At 60.5% G+C, this 23776-nt stretch carries 14 protein-coding genes and 1 pseudogene; 12 read left to right on the top strand and 3 right to left on the bottom strand.

Translation table 11 applies throughout. The features are described 5' to 3' along the window. Window positions 1-71 precede the first annotated feature (71 nt). The 9 genes from tolB to EL199_RS08940 all read left to right on the top strand — a co-directional run bounded on the left by tolB (window position 72) and on the right by EL199_RS08940 (window position 7903). Entirely contained in the window at window positions 72-1349 is a 1278-nt protein-coding gene (tolB, locus tag EL199_RS08905) for a Tol-Pal system beta propeller repeat protein TolB (RefSeq protein ID WP_004142177.1), read from the top strand. Window positions 1350-1393: 44 nt separating this feature from the next. Next, on the top strand, window positions 1394-1963 hold the full coding sequence (gene pal / locus EL199_RS08910; protein ID WP_004142175.1) for a peptidoglycan-associated lipoprotein Pal: 570 nt from the start codon (window positions 1394-1396) through the stop codon (window positions 1961-1963). A gap of 9 nt (window positions 1964-1972) precedes the next feature. Further along, on the top strand, window positions 1973-2554 hold the full coding sequence (locus EL199_RS08915; protein ID WP_004142174.1) for a tetratricopeptide repeat protein: 582 nt from the start codon (window positions 1973-1975) through the stop codon (window positions 2552-2554). A 66-nt stretch (window positions 2555-2620) separates the two neighbouring features. Next, window positions 2621-3370, top strand: coding sequence for a TatD family hydrolase (locus tag EL199_RS08920; RefSeq protein ID WP_004142173.1), 750 nt, complete (start codon window positions 2621-2623; stop codon window positions 3368-3370). Window positions 3371-3377: 7 nt separating this feature from the next. Further along, window positions 3378-4121, top strand: a complete 744-nt coding sequence (locus tag EL199_RS08925; RefSeq protein ID WP_004142172.1) for a tRNA threonylcarbamoyladenosine dehydratase — start codon at window positions 3378-3380, stop codon at window positions 4119-4121. 257 nt (window positions 4122-4378) lie between these two features. Next, entirely contained in the window at window positions 4379-4510 is a 132-nt protein-coding gene (locus tag EL199_RS13535) for a hypothetical protein (RefSeq protein ID WP_004142171.1), read from the top strand. Window positions 4511-4744: 234 nt separating this feature from the next. Then, window positions 4745-5455: a hypothetical protein gene (locus EL199_RS08930; protein WP_004142170.1), complete on the top strand. Its 711-nt coding sequence runs from the start codon at window positions 4745-4747 to the stop codon at window positions 5453-5455. A gap of 72 nt (window positions 5456-5527) precedes the next feature. Further along, the gene (locus EL199_RS08935; protein WP_004142168.1) at window positions 5528-6145 is read left to right on the top strand and encodes a bifunctional tRNA pseudouridine(32) synthase/ribosomal large subunit pseudouridine synthase RluA; all 618 of its coding nucleotides are present in this window, start codon (window positions 5528-5530) and stop codon (window positions 6143-6145) included. Between the two features lie 51 nt (window positions 6146-6196). Further along, window positions 6197-7903 (top strand): DUF945 family protein, encoded by a 1707-nt coding sequence (locus tag EL199_RS08940; RefSeq protein ID WP_004142165.1) that lies wholly within the window; start codon window positions 6197-6199, stop codon window positions 7901-7903. A gap of 222 nt (window positions 7904-8125) precedes the next feature. Here EL199_RS08940 and cls read toward each other — a convergent pair whose 3' ends face one another. After that, a complete protein-coding gene (gene cls / locus EL199_RS08945) occupies window positions 8126-9586 on the bottom strand; it encodes a cardiolipin synthase (protein ID WP_004142164.1) in 1461 nt (486 codons plus the stop codon). A gap of 54 nt (window positions 9587-9640) precedes the next feature. Between cls and EL199_RS08950 the strand changes: the two genes are divergently transcribed. Together EL199_RS08950 and EL199_RS08955 are read left to right on the top strand one after the other, a co-directional pair. Next, window positions 9641-10390, top strand: a complete 750-nt coding sequence (locus EL199_RS08950; RefSeq protein WP_232008282.1) for an endonuclease/exonuclease/phosphatase family protein — start codon at window positions 9641-9643, stop codon at window positions 10388-10390. A 133-nt stretch (window positions 10391-10523) separates the two neighbouring features. Next, entirely contained in the window at window positions 10524-11387 is an 864-nt protein-coding gene (locus EL199_RS08955; RefSeq protein WP_004142161.1) for a DMT family transporter, read from the top strand. Here EL199_RS08955 and EL199_RS08960 read toward each other — a convergent pair. Together EL199_RS08960 and EL199_RS13685 are read right to left on the bottom strand one after the other, a co-directional pair. Beyond that, window positions 11359-12105: a phosphatase PAP2 family protein gene (locus EL199_RS08960; RefSeq protein WP_004142160.1), complete on the bottom strand. Its 747-nt coding sequence runs from the start codon at window positions 12103-12105 to the stop codon at window positions 11359-11361. The genes EL199_RS08955 and EL199_RS08960 overlap by 29 nt on opposite strands. Beyond that, a pseudogene (locus EL199_RS13685) lies at window positions 12102-12236 on the bottom strand (DUF1287 domain-containing protein); the annotation flags it as partial. The pseudogene EL199_RS13685 and the gene EL199_RS08960, both read right to left, overlap by 4 nt. Window positions 12237-12679: 443 nt before the next feature. Between EL199_RS13685 and EL199_RS08970 the strand changes: the two are divergent. Next, window positions 12680-23749: an Ig-like domain-containing protein gene (locus EL199_RS08970; protein ID WP_126316062.1), complete on the top strand. Its 11070-nt coding sequence runs from the start codon at window positions 12680-12682 to the stop codon at window positions 23747-23749. Window positions 23750-23776: the final 27 nt, after the last annotated feature.

Below are 23776 nucleotides of genomic sequence, written 5' to 3' on the forward strand. Positions count from 1 at the left end.
CACCCGCAACCCTGCGGCAAAACTGCTAAAATGCCGCGCTCCTCGCATTAACAACCAAAAGGTGAACCCACATGAAAACAAACCAAAAATGGAAAGTGCTTGGCCTTTGCCTCCTGCTGCCGTGGACGGCGGCACACGCACAGGTAGAAGTAAACGTCTCCGGTGCACAAGTGGCGGCACGACCGATCGCCATCCTGCCGGTACAGGGCGACCCGGGCGTGAAGATGGACTACATCATCGCCAGCGACCTGCACAAAACCGGACTGTTCCAGCCGCTTGACCCCAAATCCTTCCCGGAAAACCCCGCATCACCCGCCGCCCTCCAATATCCCGCATGGAAACAGGCGGGCGCCGACTACGTCGTTATGGGCATGATGCAGGGCGGTAACGCCGGCCAATTCGTCCTGAACGACGTCAACAGCGCTTCCCAGCTCGCCAACGAAAACCTGCACGATGCGGACGCCCGCCAACTGGCGCACCAGGCAGCCGACTGGATTCTCTACCGCCTCACCGGCAAACGCGGCGTCTTCGGCACCCAACTTGCCTACGTCCTCGAACAGGGCGGTGCCAAAGGCGCGCGCCGCTACTCGCTGCTCGTCTCCGACGTCGATGGCGCCAACCGCCGCGAAATCTACAGCTCCAACGAGCCCATCCTCTCGCCCTCCTGGGCGCCGAACGGCCAGGCAGTCGCCTTCGTCACCTACGCCAACCACCACGCACAAGTCGTCATCCAGAACATCGGTGGCGGCAGCCGCGTCGTTGCCCAAGGTGACGGCATCAGCAGTGCCCCGGCCTTCTCGCCCGATGGCAACTACCTCGCCTTCGTCCAGTCCGAAAACAACAACCCGGACATCTATCTGCTAAACCTCGCCAGCGGTGCCAAAAGCCGCCTTACCGACCACGCGGCGATTGACACCGAACCGGCCTTCTCGCCGGACGGCAACTACATCTACTTCACCTCCGACCGCTCCGGCAGCCCGCAAATCTACCGCATGAGCCGCAATGGCGGTGGCGCCGAGCGCGTCGTCTCCGGCAGCGGATACAGCGCCAACAGCGACCTCTCGCCGGACGGCAGCTCACTCGTCCTCACCCGCCAAAGCGGCGGCGGCTACCAAATCGGCACCTACGATCTCGCCAGCAAACGCTTCGATGCGCTCACCAGCGGCCGCCTCGACGAAGGCGCGAGCTTTGCTCCGAACGGCCAACTCATCATCTACGCCACCAAAGAAGGCGGCAGATCCGTGCTGAAAGTCATCAACAGCAAAGGCGGCGTCGCCCAGACCCTCTCCGACAGCAACGGCCGCCTGCGCGATCCGGCCTGGGGCCCGGACACCCGCCCGCAACCCTGAACTCACACCCCTAACGAACAAAAATAGAAAGGAACAAATACCCTATGAAACGTAAACAAGCTCTTGGACTTATCCTTTTCAGCATCCTGGCATTCGGCTGCTCCAGCCCTTACGGCCTCGAAGAAGGCGAGGGCGCAGCCCCCGGTCAGGACGGCGGCTTCAACGGCTACGGCGACGGCGCCACCTACGGCAACAACAACAGCTTTGGTCGCGGCGGCGCTGGTACCGGCGACTACTACAACGACCCGCAATACGGCGTGAACGTCGTCGGCGGCCCGCAATCAGCGGACAAAGACCGCATCATCTACTTCTCCTACGACAGCAGCGCCATCGACAGCCGCTCCGAAGCCGTCATCCGCGAACACGCCAAATACCTGCGCGCCCACCCGCAGACCAGAGTCGTGCTGGAAGGGCATACCGACGAACGCGGTACCCGCGAATACAACATCGGCCTCGGCGAACGCCGCGCCTACTCCGTCAAAGAACGCTTCGTCGCCGCCGGCATCTCGCCGCAACAAATGCGCGTCTTGAGCTACGGCGAAGAACGTCCCGCCGCTTTCGGTTCCAGCGAAGAAGACTACGCGAAGAACCGCCGCGCCGTTATCGTTTACTAAGGAGCCCCCATGAAGCGCCAAACCCTCACGCTCATCGCCTTCGCCTTGCTGGCAAGCGGCTGCGCCACTATTGACCCGGAGCAATACGCCGCGACGCAGCGCCAGGTCAATGACCTGAGCGCCCGCCTGAAAAAAGTCGAAGCCGACCAAGTTGCGCTACAAACCCGCCTCGAAGAAGTCGGCAAAGGCGCGCGCATGCCGAGCGGTGTCTCTGCCGTCATCACCCCGCGCCGTGGCGACGCCGCGCCTGCCGCACAAAGCGGCGGCGAAAGCGGTAGCGGTTTCGAAGAAGGCCTGGCCCAATACCGCGCCGGCAACCTCAACGGCGCCATCGGCACCTTCGAACAATACCTGAACAGCGGTGCCAGCGGCCCTGAAGCGGCGCAGGCCCAATACTGGCTGGGCGACGCCTACTACATGCAGCGCAACTACGACATGGCGAGCCGCTACCTCGGCGCCTACCTCAAGGCACAACCGAACGGCGACCGCGCCCAGGCAGCACTCAGCCGCCTCGTCGAATCCTTGCGCGCGATGGGGCGCACCGAAGACGCCAACACCCTGGAAAGCCAGGGCGTCAGCGCACTGCAATAACCCTCGCTCTGGCGATAAAAACGCGGCAATGCCGCGTTTTTCGCGTTGTGCCGCAGCCAAAGTCCCATGACCCTCACCTACACCGACAGCCATTGCCACCTCGACTGGTTTGCCGACCCGGCAGCAGTTACCGCCGAAGCCGCAGCTGCTGGCGTCGCCCGCATCGTCATCGCCGCGACCACGCGCGCGCACTGGGCGGACGTCGCCCGTTGCGCCGCCTTGCCCGGCGTTTACGCCAGCTACGGCCTGCACCCGCTCTACCAAAACGCGCACCAGGACGACGACCTGCACGCGCTGGAAAACCAAATCCGGACGCAGCCGAGCGTGGCCATTGGTGAATGCGGCCTCGATTTCCAAAACGGCGACAGCGCCGCACAACGTGCCACCTTCGCCGCCCAAATCGACATCGCCCGCCGCCACCGCCTGCCGCTGATGCTGCACGCGCGCAAATCGCTGGATGCCGTGCTGCACCTCCTGCAACGCGGCGGCAATCCGCGCTTTGTCATCCACAGCTTCACCGGCTCGGACGTACAACTGGCGCGCATCTTCGCGCAAGGTGGCTACATCGGCATCGGCGGCACCTCGACCTACCCGCGTGCCGCGCGCCTGCAACGCCAACTGGCGACCGTCCCCGCCGGGCGTTACCTGCTCGAAACCGACGCCCCCGACCAACCGCTCTGCGGCAGACAGGGCGCGCCGAACCGCCCGGCATACACCGCCGACGTCGCCGCCCACCTTGCCCGCCTGCGCGGCGAAACCCCCGCCACCATCAGCGCACAAAGCGAAAACAACGCCAACACCTTCTTCAACTGGTAACCCGAACATGCCCACAGCCCACGCCCGCAGCCAAATCCTCATCGGCGACGACGGCCTCGACCGCCTGCGCCACAAAACCGTCCTCATCGCCGGCCTCGGCGGTGTCGGCGGCTACTGCGCCGAAGCCGTCGCCCGCGCCGGCGTCGGCCAGATGATTATCCTCGACCACGACACCGTCTCGCCGTCCAACCTCAACCGCCAACTGCTGGCACTGCACAGCACCCTCGGCCGCAAAAAAACCGAAGTCATGCGCGAGCGCCTGCTGGACATCAACCCCGAGCTCGCGCTCACCGTCTGCGACCGCTTCATCCACCCCAGCGACGCGGGCGAATGGCTTGCGGCTTATACGCCGGACATGCTCGCCGACTGCATCGACTCCATCGCCTGCAAAGCCGCGCTGATAGCCGCCGCACAGGCGCGCGGCATCGCCGTCATCTCGGCGATGGGCGCCGGTAACCGCCTGGACGTCAGCCGCGCGCGCATCCGCAGCCTGAACCAAACCAGCGGCTGCCCGCTGGCGCGCGAACTGCGCCGCACCCTGAAAGCCCATGGCGCGAACCTCGGCTACCCGGTCGTCTATAGCGACGAACCGCGCCGCCAACCACTGCCGCACCAACCCATCGGCGGCGACGTCCCCGGCCGCGCCCGCGCAGTAAACGGCACCATCTCCTACCTGCCCGCCCTGTTCGGCATCATGATGGCAGGCCACATCATCCAGACCCTGCTCGGCGAAACCGCGTCAGCCTCCTAAACGTGTTTACAATTCGACGAACGTGCCCCTCTCCCTCTGGGACTGGAACAGCTCACGCAGTGAGAGAGGGGTTGGGGTGAGGGCTAAAACTATATGTTTTTACAACTTGATATCCTGAAATCGTACAAAACCTCGTAGCAGCCACATCTAAAATGAATTGTAAACAACCCCTAAATCCGCCCATCGCCAAAGCGGTGGGCGAAAAAACGCGCCTTCCTGCGCATCAAACCAAAACCCGAAACAACCGGAGAAAAACCATGAAAGAACAAAACGCACAACCTGCCCGCGTCCGTATCCGCATCAGCGGCGAACACGGGCGCATCACCCGCATGAGCATCAGCGGCCGCAGCGCGCCCGTGCAAAACAAGGCGCCGCAAGCGGCACAATGAGCCCCTGCAACAGAGCCTGCCGCTACTGGGCGGCAGGCGCCGCATCTCGCCAAGCAAAACTGCCGCACGGATAACCCTCGAAAAAAACCGTCCTTCGGAGCGGTTTCTTGCTGCGAGCGGCCATAAAAGGCTCGAATCGCGTTCAAATCCGACCGCTTTGCAGCAGCGGCAGTTTCCCCGCAAAGCATGAGCGCGTATCATAGACGCCCGCATTGACCACACCGGAAACCTCCAATGAAAACAAACTACATCCTCCTGCCGCTCCTCGCCCTCACCCTCGCAGCCTGCGACCAGCCTGCACCGAAAAACGACAAACCCGCCACCCCCAACGAAACCACCGCGCCCCAAGACGACAAAAAAGCAGATAAACCTGCTACTGATAACAAAACAGAGCAAAACAGCGACAAAAAATCCGAAAAACCCGCCGCCGACAGCAAAACCGAACCGCCAAAAGACAACAAGACAGACAAACCTGCCGAGGCGAAAACAGAGACAAAAACAGACAAGCCCGATGCAGGCGAAGCACAAAAAGACGAAAAACCGGGCGACGCCCCCGCCGAACCCGCGCCACCGCCCGTTTTCAAAACCGCCGAAGAAGCATTGCCTTACATTCAAAGCCAGCTACCCTACGACACCAAAGAAAGCAGCTTCCGCACTGTCGCCCTTGATAAAGGCGTTTTCACCTTCACCGCCGTCATCAAAGGCGTAGAAGATGCCGCCGCCTTTCAGGCAAGCCATAACATGGAAGCGCTGACTGGCGCCTACCAACAAAACATCAAGCCCTACATCTGCGAGCAGGAACCGCTCAAAAGCCTATGGCAAAAGAAAAAAATCCGCAGCGTTCACTTCGATTACCAAGACGAACACGCCCAGCCCATCATGCAAATTGACATCGCCGCGGCCGATTGCGCCGCGCCTGCGGAAGCCGCTCCCGCCGCGAAATAACGACATGCGCCCCATGCCCAAAAAAACCGTGCCGAACCGGACGAAACCGGTAACCCCAAGCCGCGATGCCGCATGAATCTCGACATCCACTACGAAGATCCGGACATCTACGTCATCAACAAACCCGCCGGACTACTCTCCGTCCCCGGCCGCGGCGACGACAAATACGACAGCGTGCAAAGCCGTTGCCAGATATCCGCTCCGGCGGCAATGGCCGCGCACCGCCTCGACATGGCAACCAGCGGCCTCCTGCTCATCGCCAAACACAAAGCCGCCGAGCGCCACTACAAACAAGAATTTGCCGCGCGCCGCGTGGAAAAGCGCTACATCGCCGTCGTCCACGGCAGCCTCGCCGACGACCGCGGCGACATCGAATACCCGCTCATCACCGACTGGGAGCGCCGCCCGCGACAAAAAATCTGCTACGAACACGGCAAGACAGCGCACACCAGCTACGAAGTCCTCGCCCGCGACGGCGCGACCACCCGCGTCGCCCTCACCCCGCACACCGGACGCAGCCACCAGCTGCGCGTCCATCTCGCCGCCATCGGCCACCCTATCCTCGGCGACGAATTCTATGCCGACGAAAACCCGCCTGCCGCGCCGCGCCTGTTGCTGCACGCCGAAACCCTCGCCGTCACCAACCTGCACGGAATCTTGCAGCGATTTCACCTAAACCCCGCCTTTTAGACGCGACAAACCGGTATAATTGCGCAACTTTTCAACCCATAAGGAAAACCCATGCAACTGAAACAACTGACACTTGCCGTCCTGACCGCCACCAGCCTGCTCGTCGCCTGCTCGGATGAGCCGAAAAAAAGCGACAAAGGCACGAAAACCGAACAAACCGCCCTCAAGGCAGCCGACCTGCCGCAAAAAGCCGAAGACCAATACAAAGCCAACCTCGCGTTTGTCGCCAAAACCTACGAAAACCTGTACGCGCAAAACCCGATGCGCGGCCTCACCAAATACCAAATCACCGTTAACGACTACCAGCGTGGCGACAACAGCGCCACGGCGAAAAGCACCCTGACCCTCGAATTCGCCCCGCACCTCTTTGGCGGTAACGACATTGGCGCCATCACCCTGGACAGCCACGACACCATCACCTACAGCCAGGAGTTGCTCGCCAAAGGCATCGTCGCCCACGTGGAAAACCACATCGACACCGACAACGTCACCAGCCTCAAAGCCGTGCTGAAAGAGCAACTGCACGCCAGCGACGCCAACATCGAGCGCCTCGTCAGCATCCTGAAAAACCTCAAGATGCAGAGCGATATCTATGTGGACGACAACGTCGTCGCCACCGCTGAAGTCGCTCCCTTCCAAGTACAAGAAGGCGACGACAGCCTTGACTTCAAAGGCCTGAAAGAAGAAATGCGCTACAACATGAAGACCCTGCCCGACGGCATCTTCGACCTCAATCTCGCTGTTGAACCCTTCACCTTCACCGCTACCGACAAAAAAGACGGCGGCAGTGCCACCGTCGCCGTTTCCCCGCTGAAAGGCGGATACGGCATCAAAGAAGACGGCAGCTTCACACTCAAAGTTGAGCCGATCAAAATTGAAGTCACCGCCAAAGACGGGCTTACCATCTTCGAACTGGACGGCGTTACAGGCAGCGGCAGCGGCGTCAAATACGACTCGGCGCTCATGACCCACCTTGGCGACATTGAAGCCAACGTCAACAACATCCGCGTCACCCACAACGGCGAGCAGTACCCCATTGGCGACATCAATGGCAAAAGCAGCACGCAAAAAACCGCCAGCGGCAACTACGACGCCAGCGGCGAATTTACCTTCAAAATTGACGGCGCGACGGTGAAAAAAATCGAGCCCAGCATCCCGGTTGAGCCGCAAAGCCTGCGCGTCAAAATCAAAATCAGCGAACTCTCCGCGCAAAGCCAACTCGACCTGCTCCAAGGGATCGAGGCACTCCAGCAAAGCCTCAGCATCGCCGCCAAAACCAGCGACGTAGGCTATATGGATAAAGACAAAGCGACCGCCGAAGCCACTGCCAACCTGGAGAAGAGCCAAGCGGACTATGAAAAAATCGCCCAGGAAAAATTCAGCGCCGCCTTGCAAGAAGCAATTAAAAACAAAACCCGCCTGAACTATGAGCTTGAAGGCGTAACCGACAGCGGCAAAGCGACCTTCAGCGCCGACGTGGGCATCCGTGCCGACAGCGCTACCCCCCCGGAAGCATGGCAAAAAGCCATCGCCGACGTACAAAACAACCCGATGGCACTGCAAGAGCTCCTGAAAAACAACCTCGACCTGCATGCCGAAGCGCGCATCAACAAAAGCCTGACCGACAAACTGGGCGTGAGCCAATTTATCGAAAGCCAGGGCGCGATGTTCATCACCGTTGAAGGCGAAGACTACGTCGCCAAACTGGAAAACGACAACGGCACGCTGAAACTCAACGGCAAACCGCTGCCTTTCTGACCGGCACGATGCGTCAGCGCAAAGAAAAACCCCGCTACGGCGGGGTTTTTTAATGCGGTAATAAAAGCACGTTGCCGCGACGGATTTCGACATCTGACGATGCCCTGCCGTCCAACGCCCGTAGCGACGGCAACCATGCTGATGCCAAGGCATCGTCGCGCATTATAGCGACCACAGGACGGGGCAGAAACCGCCGCTTAACCGCCTGTTGTGAACAGGTTCTTACAACAACGGACTCACCAGGCGCACACAGCGCTCAATAAAGCGCTGCACGCGGCGCCGCTGTTGCCATTTCTTCAGCTCTACCGCCTCGCTGCCCGCAAGATAGCCATCGAGCAGCGCGCTGATGGCGGCGACGGTTTCCGGCGTGAATACCGCCAGGCTCACTTCCAGATTGAGGTAAAAACTGCGCATATCCATGTTCACCGTGCCGAAGAGCGCGAAGCGGCCGTCAATCACTACCGCCTTGGTGTGCAGCAGGCCTCCGTCAAACATCCGCAGTTGCACGCCTGCCGCAAGCAGCGGCTGGTAATAGGCGCGGCTGGCATAGCTCACCAGGCGCGAATCGACGCGCTTCGGCAGAATCAGCACCACTTCCACGCCGCGTTTGGCGGTCAGAATCAGCGTATTGAGCAGCGCCTCGTCCGGCACGAAATACGGCGTGCTGATGACCACCCGCTCCTGCGCCACGTTGAGCGCGTTGCACAACACGTCGTACACCAGCGCCATGTCGCTGCCCGGCTGCGACGGGATGACCTGCAACAGCGCACCGCCGGGCGTTTCCGTCGCGCCCTGCGGCATTTCATCCACATAGCCGGTGAGCTGTTCCAGCGTCGCCGAGAGATTGTGTTCGTTTTCCACCGCCCAGTCGCCGTAAAACACCGCCGCCAGCTCCTGCGCCGCCGCGCCCTCGCAGCGCAGCACCGCATCGACCCATTCGCCGACGCCCGCTTTCTGCTTGAACAGGCGCGGATCGACCAGGTTGTAGCTGCCGGTGTAGGCGACGCGGTAATCGACGATGAGGATTTTGCGGTGGTTGCGCAAATCGCTGCGCACCCACAGCGATTTCAGCAGGCCGACCGGCAGCGCTTCCGTCACCTCCACCCCTGCCGCGCGCAAGCGCTGCGGCCACGACGAACGCCAGAAACTGCTGCTGCCGAGCGCGTCTGCGAGCAACTGGCAGCGCACACCGCGCCCGGCCGCCCGCATCAGCGCTTCCAGCACCGCCTCCACCCGCCCGGTGCCCTCGACGATATAAAACTCCAGCAAGCAGCAATGCCGCGCCGCCTCAATATCGGCGACGAACGCTTGCAAAATCGCGTCCGTGTCGGTCAAAAGGCGCGTCGCATTGCCGCCGGTGGCGACGTAGCCGGAATCCGCCTGCACCAGATGGGCAATCTGGCGGAAACGCACCTCGCACAGCGGCACCGTCTGCGGCGGCAGGAAGCGGTCGGCAAAAGCATCGTGAAAGGCGAGCAGCTCCGCCTGCCGCTTCGCCCGCGCCCGCCCCAGTTTCGGCTCGCCAATCAGAAGATAGATGATGACGCCCAAAATTGGGAAAGCGAACAGCACCGTCAGCCAGGCGAGCGCGGCGCTACTGGAACGGCGCGAATAGATGATGCGCAGCGCAATGGAAACCGACAGGCAGAAGTGAAAGAGGACGAGTAAACCGTACCAGTTCATCGGGGACTCCGGGGAAGGAAAGGGGAGGGCAGTATAGCGGGCAGGAGACTATAATTGCCACCGATTCCACCATCCCGCCCCGCCATGCGCATTTTGAGCTACAACATTCAGGCCGCCATCAACGCACGCAGCTATCTTAGTTATACCTGGCAATGGCACCGGCAAATCCTGCCCGGCCCCGCCAAACGCAAGACGCTCGCCCGCATCGCCGCCTACATCAGCCAGTTTGACCTCGTCTGCCTGCAAGAAATTGATCTTGGCGGCCTGCGCAACGGTTTTCTCAACCACGTTGAGCAATTGCGCGACCTCAGCGGCCTGCCCTATGCGCTGGCGCAAACCAACCGCCGCCTCGGCAAACTCTCGCTACACGGCAATCTCATCCTCAGCAAAACCCCGCTGCGCGAAGTGCTGAACCAACCGCTGCCGTCGCGCATTCCCGGCCGTGGCGTGCTGGCGGCGGCGGTGGAAAGCACGCACGGCGCGCTGGTCGTCGCCAATGTGCATTTGAGTCTCGGCGCTCTTGACCAGCACCGCCAGCTGCGTTTTATCCGCAACCGCCTCGCCGCCTGGCCGGACGTGCTGATTACCGGCGATTACAACTGCACTCCGGATGCGCCGCAGCTGCGCATCCTCGCCGAACACGGCTACCGCAGCTTGGGCGATGCCAGCCCGACGTTTCCCAGCTGGAAACCGCAGAAAGCCCTGGATCATGCTTTTTTGAAGGGCGGCCTGACCGCCCGCAGCCACGTCAGCCCGCAGCGCGACAGCGACCACCTGCCGCGGGTAATCGAACTGGACGGTTGAAGGCGATGGCGCGCCTGTGGCGTTTCTCTATGTGAATCGCCAGCATTCCCGTACAATGCGCCGCTTCTTGCGCCTACTGCGCAGCGGCGAAGAAGCGGTTTTTTAGTCTTTTGTAGTTGTTTAGGGGGGTCTTGTGCTTTTCCTGCTGATAAGCGTGTGTTTGAGTGTGGCGGTGTCAGTGCTTTTGAAGCTGGCGCGGCGGCGGCAGCTTGAGGTGACGCAGATGGTCGCGGTGAATTATCCGGTGGCGGCGCTGCTGACCTGGCTGCTGGCGCAGCCGTCGTGGGCAAACGCGGACGGCTTTTGGTCGTGGTGGTGGCTGTTTGTGCTGCTCGGCGTGCTGTTGCCGCTGGTATTTGTCATCATGGGGCGGGCGGTGCAGGCAGCGGGGATTGTCCGCGCCGATGCGGCGCAGCGGGTGGCGCTGGTGATTCCGCTGCTGGCGGCGTTTTTGCTGTTCGGCGAGCGGTTGTCGTGGTGGTCGGCGGCGGGGATTGCGCTGGTGTTTGCCGCGCTTGCCGCTTTGTTGCAGCGCGACAGCTCTGCGGGCGAGGGCGATGGGCGCCACGCCGCGCTATGGCTCACCGGAGTGTGGCTCGGCTATGGCGTGATTGATGTGTTGTTGAAGCGCTTGTCGCTGGCAACGGACGGGAAGCTGTTTGCGCTGCTTTTGGTGATTTTTGTGCTGGCGGCGCTGCTGTCATTTGCCTTTTTATGGGCGCGGGGGACGCGCTGGCGTCGGGATAATGTGCTCGCTGGCATGGCGCTCGGCGCGCTCAATTTTGGCAATATTTTTTGCTATCTCAAGGCGCATGTGGCGCTGAAAGATCATCCCAGCGTGGTCTTCGCCGGGATGAACGTGGGAGTGATTGTGCTCGGCGCGTTGGTCGGCGCCGGCGTGTTCCGCGAGCGCCTGAGTCGGGTGAATGTGGCAGGGGTCGCGCTGGCGCTGGTTGCGGTCGGCTGTCTTACTTACGCCAGGCTAGCAGGCGCTTGAGCAGGCGCTGGAGGCGCGGTGCGCTGTGGCGCTGTTGCCAGGCATGCAGGAGCGGCAGGTTGATGCCGCCAGCGAGAAGGACGCCGCCGACGAGGTCAATCGGGTAGTGCATGCCCAGCCAGACGCGGCTTGCCATGACGAGCATTGCCCAGGTGATGACGGCGCCGCTAATGAGACAGCGGCGGCGGTTGGCAAAGCCGATGATGCCGGCAAAGAGTAGCGCCCAGCTGGCGGCGAAAGTGCTGTGGCCGGAGGGGAAGCTGTAGCCGGTTTCTTTGGCGCGGTGGGCGATGAGGTGCGACGGCGCCGGGCTCACCGTTTTGGCATAGTAGGCGCGGACGGCGTCAGCGCGGACGCTGCGTTTGACGGCGTAGAAATCACGGATGCGCGCGGGATCGTCTTTGGTGAGAATGACGACATAGGGGCGCGCCTCGCCGATGAGCGGTTTGAGCAGACTCTTGCCGACTTGCGTCGCACCGAGGCTGATGAGGACGACAAGCAGCAAGGCACGCCCTTCGCCACGGCGGTGCGTGTAATAAAGAAGGACAAAGAGGACGGCGATGCTGGCGAAGGCGACGGGATTGCCGCCGGTCTGGGTAACGAGATAGAGCAGATGGTTGAGCGGAACTTCGTTGCCCTGCCAGTGCCAGCCAGAAAGCCAGAAGGCGAGGGGAACGAGAAGGAGCAGGGCGGTGACGGCGAGGAGGCGGGTTTTCATGGTTGGTAACGGTAGTGTGTGATACGGGAGTATTCGTTCAAGATATTTTCTTCCTGGGTGCCGCGACCGATGTTATGAATGATGAGCGGCGCGCCGTCTTCCGCGCGGCGGTCGGAGACGATGCCGATATGCGCACGGGCGTCGCGCACCAGCTGGTTGCGGTCAAAAGCCAGCGCCCGATGCGGCAAAAGCGTGAAAAACAGTAATGTTAAATAGCTGCGTAAAATCATGATGGTAGATTTAGATAATGTGATTGGTCTTGGCTATGATAGCAGTTTTGGTGTTGTTAACTGTTGTTGTATCAAGGAGAAAAAGCTCAGTTACCTTACGGGCAGTTTTATGATTTGTAATAAAGTAGAAATAAAAAAAGACTTGCGGTAACATTGACGCACGCCAAGCTATAACGTTATGAAGGATAACCGCATAGCGGCGGTGTGCCGCAAGGCATGCAGGGAGAGCGCCCACCTGCCGGACTGACAGGACCCGCCAGGAAGGCTCTCAACAAATCTCCACCGCCAAACACCGGGTCTTACCCGCCAAGATGGCAAAATCCAGTGAACATTCGAGGTAAAACATGGCCAAACAAATCGCCCTGACGCTAGCCAAAGTCAAAGGCAGCAACAACAGCGCAGACATCATCGATCAAGTGAACATCAACACCGGCAATGGAAGCCCGGTGCATGTGCGCGCGGTAGATAACGTCTACTACCAACTCACCGACCTGGAGACCCAATACGGTCCGGAGAACATCATGACCGAGCGGGTCGGCAACGACCTTTACGTCGCCTTTGAAGGCGAGAGCATCGAATCGCCGAGCCTGATCATTGACGACTACTACAGCCTGAACCCCAACGGCAGCAAGAACCTGCTGGTAGGCCAACACGAGAACGGCTCGTTCTACCCCTACATCCCGGAAAGCGCACAACAAACCGACGCAGTACACATGCTGGCTGACCATGTGGCTGCCGGGCAGGCGCTGGGAGGCGACTCCAGCTTTGCCGGCATCATACCGGCAGAAGCAGGCGGCGCGGGCTGGAGCCCGTGGGCGATTCTGGGCGGTATCGTAGCCTTGGGCGGCCTGTCAGCACTTGCCATTGCCGCACGCAACCACGACCGTCACCATAACAAACACCACGACGACCAGCCGCAACCCCAACCGAACCCTAACCCGCAGCCGAACCCGCAAACCATTGCCCCGCCGACGGTAGCGAAAGACCCGACGCACAAAGGCGGCGTGACCGTCACCCCGGACAACAAAGCGACGACGCTAGAAATCAAATACACCGACGAAGCGGGCCAGCCGCACACCATACACGTCAACAAAGGCACGAACGGCAAATGGCAAGCGGATGGCAGCCTGCCGCCGGGCGTCGTCGTTGACCCGAACACCGGCAAAGTGACGCTGGCGCCGGACAGCGTCAAAGACGGCTCAAGCGTGACCGCGAAGAACAGCGACGGCAGCCACAGCAGCATGGAATCCACCGTCATCGCAGACAACGACGACGCCACACCACAACCGAATCCCAATCCCCAACCCAATCCGAACCCGAATCCCCAACCCAACCCCAACCCCAATCCGAACCCGAACCCGAACCCGAACCCGAACCCGAACCCCAATCCGCAGCCACAACCGGGCGGCATCAACCCGCCGACAGTGGCGAAAGACCCGGCGCACAAAGGCGGCGTCATCATCACCCCGGACAGCAAAGCGACCACGCTGGACGTCAACTACACCGACGAACAAGGCCAGCCGCATAGCGTGAGCTTCACCAAAGACGCGAGCGGCAAATGGGTCGCGAAAGGCACATTGCCGGGCGGCGTGACCATTGACCCGACGACGGGCAAAGTGACCATCGCTCCGGAGGCAGTGAAAGACGGCAGCACCGTCAAGGCACACAACAGCGACGGCACCCACACCAGCCCGGACGCTGACGTCATCACCGATACCGACGGCACCACCCCGCCGCCGGCGACGATAGAACCGCCGCAAGTCGTGAAAGACCCGGCGCACCAAGGCGGTGTCATCGTCACCCCGGTAGCCAAAGCGACGACGCTGGAAATCAAATACACCGACGAAGCGGGTCAGCCGCACACCCTGACCGTGGCCAAAGACGCGAGCGGCAAATGGGTCGCGAAAGACCCCTTGCCGAAAGACGTCACCGTTGACGCGGCGACGGGCAAAGTGACCCTGGGTCCGGAAGCCGTCAAAGACGGCAGCACCGTAGTTGCGAAGAACGGTGACGGCACCCTGACCAGTAGCGAAGCAAACGTTGTTGCCGACAGCGACGCCAACACCACACCGCCGGCATTAGATCCACCGAGCGTTATTGCCGACCCGGCGCACCAGGGAGGCGTTATTGTCACCCCGAACGGCAAAGCCAAAACCCTGACTGTCACTTACACCGACGAGAACAACCAGCCGCACACCTTGACTGTTGAAAAAGACGCAAGCGGCAAATGGACACCGAAATCCCCCCTGCCGACAGGCGTCAAAGTGGACGACGCCACCGGCAAAGTGACCTTTGAACCCGATGCGATCAAAGATGGTAGCACCGTCACCGCGAAGAACAGCGATGGCAGCATTACCAGTAACGACAGCAGCCTACGTGCCCCGGATGATGCAGTGACCCCGCCGCCGGCTAACGTTGACCCGACCGCCAATGCCGACACGGCGAAAGGCACGAAGGGCCAGCCGGTCGAAGTGGACGTCCTTGCCAACGACAGCGACCCGCAGGGCAACAACACCCTCGATCCGAAGAGCGTCAAACTGATCGATCCTGCGACCAACCAGCCGGTAAGCGAGCTCAAAGTTGCGGGCGAAGGCGAATGGAAAGTTGACCCGACCACCGGCAAAGTGACCTTCACGCCGGAGCCGACCTTTACCGGCAACCCGAAACCGGTGCAATACACCGTATCGGATACCGAAGGGCACAGCAGCAAACCGGCGACCATTACCGTCACCTACGACGGCACCACCCCGCCGCCGGCTAACGTTGACCCGACCGCCAATGCCGACAGTGCCAAAGGCACGAAGGGCCAGCCGGTCGAAGTGGACGTCCTTGCCAACGACAGCGACCCGCAGGGCAACAACACCCTCGATCCGAAGAGCGTCAAACTGATCGATCCTGCGACCAACCAGCCGGTAAGCGAGCTCAAAGTTGCGGGCGAAGGCGAATGGAAAGTCGACCCGACCACCGGCAAAGTGACCTTCACGCCGGAGCCGACCTTTACCGGCAACCCGAAACCGGTGCAATACACCGTCACCGACACCGAAGGCCATACCAGCAAACCGGCGACCATTACCGTCACCTACGACGGCACCACCCCGCCGCCGGCTAACGTTGACCCGACCGCCAATGCCGACAGTGCCAAAGGCACGAAAGGCCAGCCGGTAGAAATCGATGTCCTTGCCAACGACAGCGACCCGCAGGGCAACAACACCCTCGATCCGAAGAGCGTCAAACTGATCGATCCTGCGACCAACCAGCCGGTAAGCGAGCTCAAAGTTGCGGGCGAAGGAGAATGGAAAGTCGACCCGACCACCGGCAAAGTGACCTTCACCCCGGAGCCGACCTTTACCGGCAACCCGAAACCGGTGCAATACACCGTATCGGATACCGAAGGGCACAGCAGCAAACCGGCGACCATTACCGTCACCTACGACGGCACCACGCCGCCGCCGGCTAACGTTGACCCGACCGCCAATGCCGACAGTGCCAAAGGCACGAAAGGCCAGCCGGTAGAAATCGATGTCCTTGCCAACGACAGCGACCCGCAGGGCAACAACACCCTCGATCCGAAGAGCGTCAAACTGATCGATCCTGCCACCAACCAGCCGGTAAGCGAGCTCAAAGTTGCGGGCGAAGGCGAATGGAAAGTCGACCCGACCACCGGCAAAGTGACCTTCACGCCGGAGCCGACCTTTACCGGCAACCCGAAACCGGTGCAATACACCGTCACCGACACCGAAGGCCACAGCAGCAAACCGGCGACCATTACCGTCACCTACGACGGCACCACGCCGCCGCCGGCTAACGTTGACCCGACCGCCAATGCCGACAGTGCCAAAGGCACGAAAGGCCAGCCGGTCGAAGTGGACGTCCTTGCCAACGACAGCGACCCGCAGGGCAACAACACCCTCGATCCGAAGAGCGTCAAACTGATCGATCCTGCCACCAACCAGCCGGTAAGCGAGCTCAAAGTTGCGGGCGAAGGCGAATGGAAAGTTGACCCGACCACCGGCAAAGTGACCTTCACCCCGGAGCCGACCTTCAGCGGCAACCCGAAACCGGTGCAATACACCGTCACCGACACCGAAGGCCATACCAGCAAACCGGCGACCATTACCGTCACCTACGACGGCACCACGCCGCCGCCGGCTAACGTTGACCCGACCGCCAATGCCGACAGTGCCAAAGGCACGAAAGGCCAGCCGGTCGAAGTGGACGTCCTTGCCAACGACAGCGACCCGCAGGGCAACAACACCCTCGATCCGAAGAGCGTCAAACTGATCGATCCTGCCACCAACCAGCCGGTAAGCGAGCTCAAAGTTGCGGGCGAAGGCGAATGGAAAGTCGATCCGACGACGGGCAAAGTGACCTTCACGCCGGATCCGACCTTTACCGGCAACCCGAAACCGGTGCAATACGTGGTGTCAGACCTAGACAAACACGAAAGCCAGCCGGGTACGATCACGGTGACCTACGACAACGTGACGCCGCCGCAGCCGCAGAAGATAGACCCGCCGACGGTGGCAGCAGATCCGGACCACCAAGGTGGCATGATCGTGATGCCGGTGGACAAGGCAACGACCCTGACGGTGAACTACACCGACGAGAAAGACCAGGCGCAGACCATCACCGTGGTCAAAGATCCGCAAACAGGCGAATGGAAAGCACAAGGCACAGTACCGAGCGACGTCAAAGTGGATGCGAAGACAGGCGCGGTAACCCTGCCGCCGGACGAAGTCAAAGACGGCAGCACCGTGGTTGCGAAGAACGGCGACGGCACCCTGACCAGTGCTGACGCGAGCGGTATAGCGCCGAACGACGACGGCAGCACGCCGGTGCTACCGGCGCCGACCGTTGCCGCCGATCCGGCGAACCAGGGAGGCGTAGTCATCACGCCGAACGACAAGGCGACGACCCTGACGGTGGACTACACCGACGAAGCGGGACAGCCGCAACACATCCAGGTAGCCAAAGACCCGGCGGACAACCAATGGAAACCGCAAGGCCAGCTGCCGGGCAAAGCCAGCGTAGACCCGACGACAGGCAAAGTGACGCTGCCGCCAGATGACGTCAAAGACGGCAGTACCGTCAAGGCGAAGAACGGCGACGGCACGAACGAGAGCCCGGAAGCAAGCGCAACCGCGCCGGATGACGCGGCGAACCCGCCACAGCCGGGCAACGACGCGCCGGTAGCGAACGCTGACAACATGAAAGGCGAGCCGGGCAAAGCGGTCGAAATAGACGTGTTGAAAAACGACACCGACCCGCAGGGCGAAAGCACGATCGACAAGACCAGCGTCAAACTGCTAGACCCGACGACAGGCGCGAAAGTGACCGAGCTGAAAGTTGCGGGCGAAGGCGAATGGAAAGTCGATCCGACGACGGGCAAAGTGACCTTCACGCCGGATCCGACCTTTACCGGCAACCCGAAACCGGTGCAATACGTGGTGTCAGACCTAGACAAACACGAAAGCCAGCCGGGTACGATCACGGTGACCTACGACAACGTGACGCCGCCGCAGCCGCAGAAGATAGACCCGCCGACAGTGGCAGCAGATCCGGACCACCAAGGTGGCATGATCGTGATGCCGGTGGACAAGGCAACGACCCTGACGGTGAACTACACCGACGAGAAAGACCAGGCGCAGACCATCACCGTGGTCAAAGATCCGCAAACAGGCGAATGGAAAGCACAAGGCACAGTACCGAGCGACGTCAAAGTGGATGCGAAGACAGGCGCGGTAACCCTGCCGCCGGACGAAGTCAAAGACGGCAGCACCGTGGTTGCGAAGAACGGCGACGGCACCCTGACCAGTGCTGACGCGAGCGGTATAGCGCCGAACGACGACGGCAGCACGCCGGTGCTACCGGCGCCGACCGTTGCCGCCGATCCGGCGAACCAGGGAGGCGTAGTCATCACGCCGAACGACAAGGCGACGACCCTGACGGTGGACTACACCGACGAAGCGGGACAGCCGCAACACATCCAGGTAGCCAAAGACCCGGCGGACAACCAATGGAAACCGCAAGGCCAGCTGCCGGGCAAAGCCAGCGTAGACCCGACGACCGGCAAAGTGACCTTGCCGCCGGATGACGTCAAAGACGGCAGTACCGTCAAAGCGAAGAACGGCGACGGCACGAACGAGAGCCCGGAAGCGAGCGCAACCGCGCCGGATGACGCGGCGAACCCGCCACAGCCGGGCAACGACGCACCGGTAGCGAACGCTGACAACATGAAAGGCGAACCGGGCAAAGCGGTCGAAATAGACGTGTTGAAAAACGACACCGACCCGCAGGGCGAAAGCACGATCGACAAGACCAGCGTCAAACTGCTAGACCCGACGACAGGCGCGAAAGTGACCGAGCTGAAAGTTGCGGGCGAAGGCGAATGGAAAGTTGACCCGACGACGGGCAAAGTGACCTTCACGCCGGATCCGGCGTTCAAAGGCAACCCGAAACCGGTGCAATACGTGGTGTCAGACCTAGACAAACACGAAAGCCAGCCGGGTACGATCACGGTGACCTACGACAACGTGACGCCGCCGCAGCCGCAGAAGATAGACCCGCCGACGGTGGCAGCAGATCCGGACCACCAAGGTGGCATGATCGTGACGCCGGTGGACAAGGCAACGACCCTGACGGTGAACTACACCGACGAGAAAGACCAGGCGCAGACCATCACCGTGGTCAAAGATCCGCAAACAGGCGAATGGAAAGCACAAGGCACAGTACCGAGCGATGACATCAAAGTTGATCCTGCGACGGGCAAAGTCACCCTGCCGCCGGACGAAGTCAAAGACGGTACGGATGTAACCGCAACCAATGCCGACGAAGCGGGCAGCGTGAGCGATCCGGCTTCCGGAAAAGCGCCGAACGATGATGGCAATACGCCGAGCGAAGTTGAAGTAGCGAGCATCACCGGCGACAAGGCGATAGAAGGTACCAACCTTACCTACGACGTCACGCTGAACAAAGCCCCGACCGCCGATACCGAAGTCACCCTCAAGTTGGCGAACGGTAGTGGCGATGTGGCGACTGACCTTGGCAAAGAAATCGAAGTGAGCACCGACGGTGGCAACACCTGGACGAAAGTCACGCCAGACGCCGACGGCAACTTCAAAGTCACCGTACCGGCGGGCAGCACGAACGGCATCAAAGTTCAGGTGCCGACGGTTGATGACACGGCAGTGGAAGGTGACGAAACCATCCGCCTCGAAGGCAAGACGGCGACCCAGACCGACACCGTGGTTGGCGAAGGCACGATCGTTGACAACGACGTAACCGGTCGCGAACCGCCGGCGCCAACTGTGGCCCAAGACCCGGATCACAAAGGCGGCATGGTAATCACCCCGGCCGACAAGGCGGACAAACTGGAGGTCAAATACACCGACGAAAACGACCAGCCGCAGACCATCACCGTAACCAAAGACCCGGCAACGGGCGAATGGAAGCCAGAAGGCCAGCTGCCGAGCAAAGACATCACCGTTGATCCCGCGACGGGCAAAGTGACCCTGCCACCGAAAGACGTCAAAGACGGCTCGGATGTGACAGCGACTAACAGCATCGGCCCCGACAGCAGCGTCCCGGCGCACGGCAAGGCTGATAGCAACGACGTCAATCCGAACCCGCCGCAGCCAAACGAGCCGGTCGTTACCATCAGTGGCAGCGACAAAGTCAACGAAGGCGAAACGGCGACCTACACCGTCAAGCTGGACAAACCGGCGGACAAAGACGTCACCGTCACCGTCACCCTGACGCACAAAGGTACAGAAGACGCCGACTTCACCACGGCACCGGATGCGACCAAGACCCTGACCATCAAGGCGGGCGAAACCGAGGCGAAAATCACCCTGGAAGCAGCCAAAGACGGCAAGTTTGAAGGGGCGGAACACTACAACCTCAGCATCAGCAACCCGCAGGGAGCCCAACTGGGTACAGAAACCAGCGTTGATACCCAAATCGTCGATGTCGATACCCCGCCGCCGCCGGCTGTGGACCAAGACCCGGATCACAAAGGCGGCATGGTGATCACCCCGACCGACGGGGCGGACAAACTGGAAGTCAAATACACCGACGAAAGCGACCAGCCGCAGACCATCACCGTAGTCAAAGACCCGACGACGGGCGAATGGAAGCCAGAAGGCCAGCTGCCGCACAAAGACATCACCGTCGATCCGAAAACGGGCAAAGTGACCCTGCCGCCGGATGCGGTGAAAGACCAGAGCGACGTCATTGCCGAAAACAGCGGCGGTGGCAAAACCTCGGAAGGCAAAGGCACCGCCGGTGAAGACGATGCGAACCAACCGCAGCCGGTCGAGCCGAAAGTCAGCATCAGCGGCGACGAAAACGTCACCGAAGGCAACAGCGCGACCTACAAAGTCACGCTGGATAAGCCAGCAGACAAAGACATCACCGTCACCGTCACCCTGAAACACGGCGAGACCAGCGATGCCGACTTCAGCCCGGCACCGGAAATCAACAAAACGCTGACCATACCGGCGGGCAAAACCGAAGTAGAGTTCAAGCTGAACACCGTGGATGACAAACAGGCCGAAGGCAAAGAAACCTACAGCCTGACCCTGAGCGAGCCGAAAGGAGCGCAACTGGGCGACCACACCAGCGTGACGACGGCGATCAACGACGCGACCACCCCGCCGCCTGCAATACCGCAAGTGAAGAGCGTGAGCTCGCCGCAGGCGGAAGAAGGCAAGGCGCTGGTCTATGAAGTCGCGCTGGATGCGCCGCAGGCGGACACCCCGGTGGAACTGACCCTGAAAAACGGCACGGCGACTCTCGGCACCGATACCGGTTCACCGATTGAAGTCAGCACCGACGGAGGTACCACCTGGACAGAAGTCACCCCGGGCAGCGACGGTAAATTCACCGCCACCGTTCCGGCAGGTAGTGAAAACGGTGTCAAAGTCCGAGTACCGACCGTCACCGACACGGTAACCGAACAGGACGAAACGCTGACGCTGGATGCTGCTACCAAAGACCAAACCACTCCGGCCACAGGCACTGGCACCATCACCGACGTACCTCCTCCGAGCGCGGAAGTGAAGAGCGTCAGCAGCCCGAAAGTTGCAGAAGGCGAAGCGCTGGTATTTGATGTCGCGGTGGATAAACCGGCAGCTGATACCGAAGTGAGCCTGACCCTGAAAAATGGCACAGCGACCCTCGGTACCGATACCGGTTCACCGATTGAAGTCAGCACCGACGGAGGTACCACCTGGACGCCTGTCACCCCGGGCAGCGACGGTAAATTCACCGCCACCGTTCCGGCAGGTAGTGAAAACGGCGTAAAAGTCCGTGTGCCGACCGTGAAAGATACGGAAACCGAAGCGGATGAAACGCTGACGCTGGATGCTGCTACCAAAGACCAAACCACTCCGGTCACTGGTACTGGCACCATCACCGACGTACCTCCTCCGAGCGCGGAAGTGAAGAGCGTCAGCAGCCCGAAAGTTGCAGAAGGCGAAGCGCTGGTATTTGATGTCGCGGTGGATAAACCGGCAGCTGATACCGAAGTGAGCCTGACCCTGAAAAATGGCACAGCGACCCTCGGTACCGATACCGGTTCACCGATTGAAGTCAGCACCGACGGAGGTACCACCTGGACGCCTGTCACCCTGGGCAGCGACGGTAAATTCACCGCCACCGTTCCGGCAGGTAGTGAAAACGGTGTCAAAGTCCGAGTACCGACCGTCACCGACACGGTAACCGAACAGGACGAAACGCTGACGCTGGATGCTGCTACCAAAGACCAAACCACTCCGGCCACAGGCACTGGCACCATCACCGACGTGCCGCCGGTTGCTCCGCAAGCGCCGAGTGTTGCCGCAGGAACCGAACAAGGCAGCGTCACTGTGACCCCGTCGGCCGGTGCGGACAAACTGACCATCACCTACAAAGACGAAGGCAATGCAGACCATGAAGTCGTGGTGAACAAAGACCCGGCCAGTGGCGAATGGAAAGGCACCGACCTGCCGGATGGCGTTACCGTAGATGCCAAGACAGGTGTTGTTACCATCGCGGCGAAAGCCGTGCTGGATAACAGCGAAGTCAAGGCGGTGGCCGCGACCGGTACACTCAGCAGCGACGAAGGTAGTGGCACTGCCGGTGAAGATGCCGTCAATAACGTGACCGGCGAGGCCAGTAGTGAAGCCGTTGCACAGGATCAGCTTGGTCTGAATGGTGAGTTCTACGGCTTCAATGACAGCGAACTACCCTCACAATTGAGATGGAATAAAAAGACGGCCGATCAGGTTCGTTACCATGCCGATGATGAGTCCTTCGATAACCTGCGCTGGGTCTCAACCATGCAGACTCTGGTTGATGGCCGCAACGGCGAAACGCTGGTCGGTACCACTAATGCCGCAAAAGCAGGAATACCGGATGCGCGATTCAAGTCAACAACCATTAAATATGGTATGGATCCCGCAGTAAGCGACAACCTTGGTAATAACGAGAAAGTTGCCCCGGGCGGTACAGTGACAAAAGCAAGCGCGCTCTACCAATTCCTCAATGCGAACGGTCGTTCTGATGCAGCTTCACTGCAAGTTGAAGAAGGCGTACCGAATAAAGGCACTTCAGGCTTGGGCTTCACCACTGACTCCATGGTTCGTGTCGTCGGCAAAGTGTACTTTGAGGGAGGTCATTATGACTTCCGTGTCTATTCCGATGATGGCTATCGCCTGATGATTGACGGCAAAGAAGTGTCGAAATTCAATGGCAACCGTACGCCTGCTTCAACCGATAGCGAAAACGTTTCAATTGGTGAAGGCTTCCATACCGTTGAGATGATCTATTGGGAGCAAGGTTCAAATGCCCGTCTGCATATGCAGTACAAAGAGCATGGCTCGGATGAAAGCCATTACAAAACGCTGGATATGGGCAACAACCTGATGATGCATCCGGACGCTAATATTGATCTGAACCAGTTGCAGGATGTACACAATACCGGAACAGCAGAAAAACCGGTTTGGGAAGTCCGCACTGGCGCAACGCTGGACGGTGGTGAAGGCAAAGACAACATCACAGGATCTGATGGCCGCGACTTCATCTACGGCCACGACGGCAATGACAGCCTGACTGGTGGTAAGGGCGACGATACCTTCATCTACAACACGAAGGCAGCGAACGGCCACGATGTCATCAAGGACTTCAAGATCGGCGAAGACAAAATCTCGCTCACCGATCTATTAGATACCAAGAGCATCGATGCCAAAACGCCGGGCTGGAAAGGTCTATCGGAAATCCAGAACGCCCAGTGGGACGACAGCGCACACAAACTCAGCTTCGATACCACCGATGGCGCGAAAACCTACCACAACAGCATCACCTTTGAGGGAATGACCCAAAGCTATAACAGCGTGGACGACTTCCTCAGGGAAAATGGCAACGGCATCATCTGATGCGTGCCAGTGGTACAACAACAAAAG

It is taken from the genome of Cardiobacterium hominis (genome assembly GCF_900637305.1).
Classification (GTDB): domain Bacteria; phylum Pseudomonadota; class Gammaproteobacteria; order Cardiobacteriales; family Cardiobacteriaceae; genus Cardiobacterium; species Cardiobacterium hominis.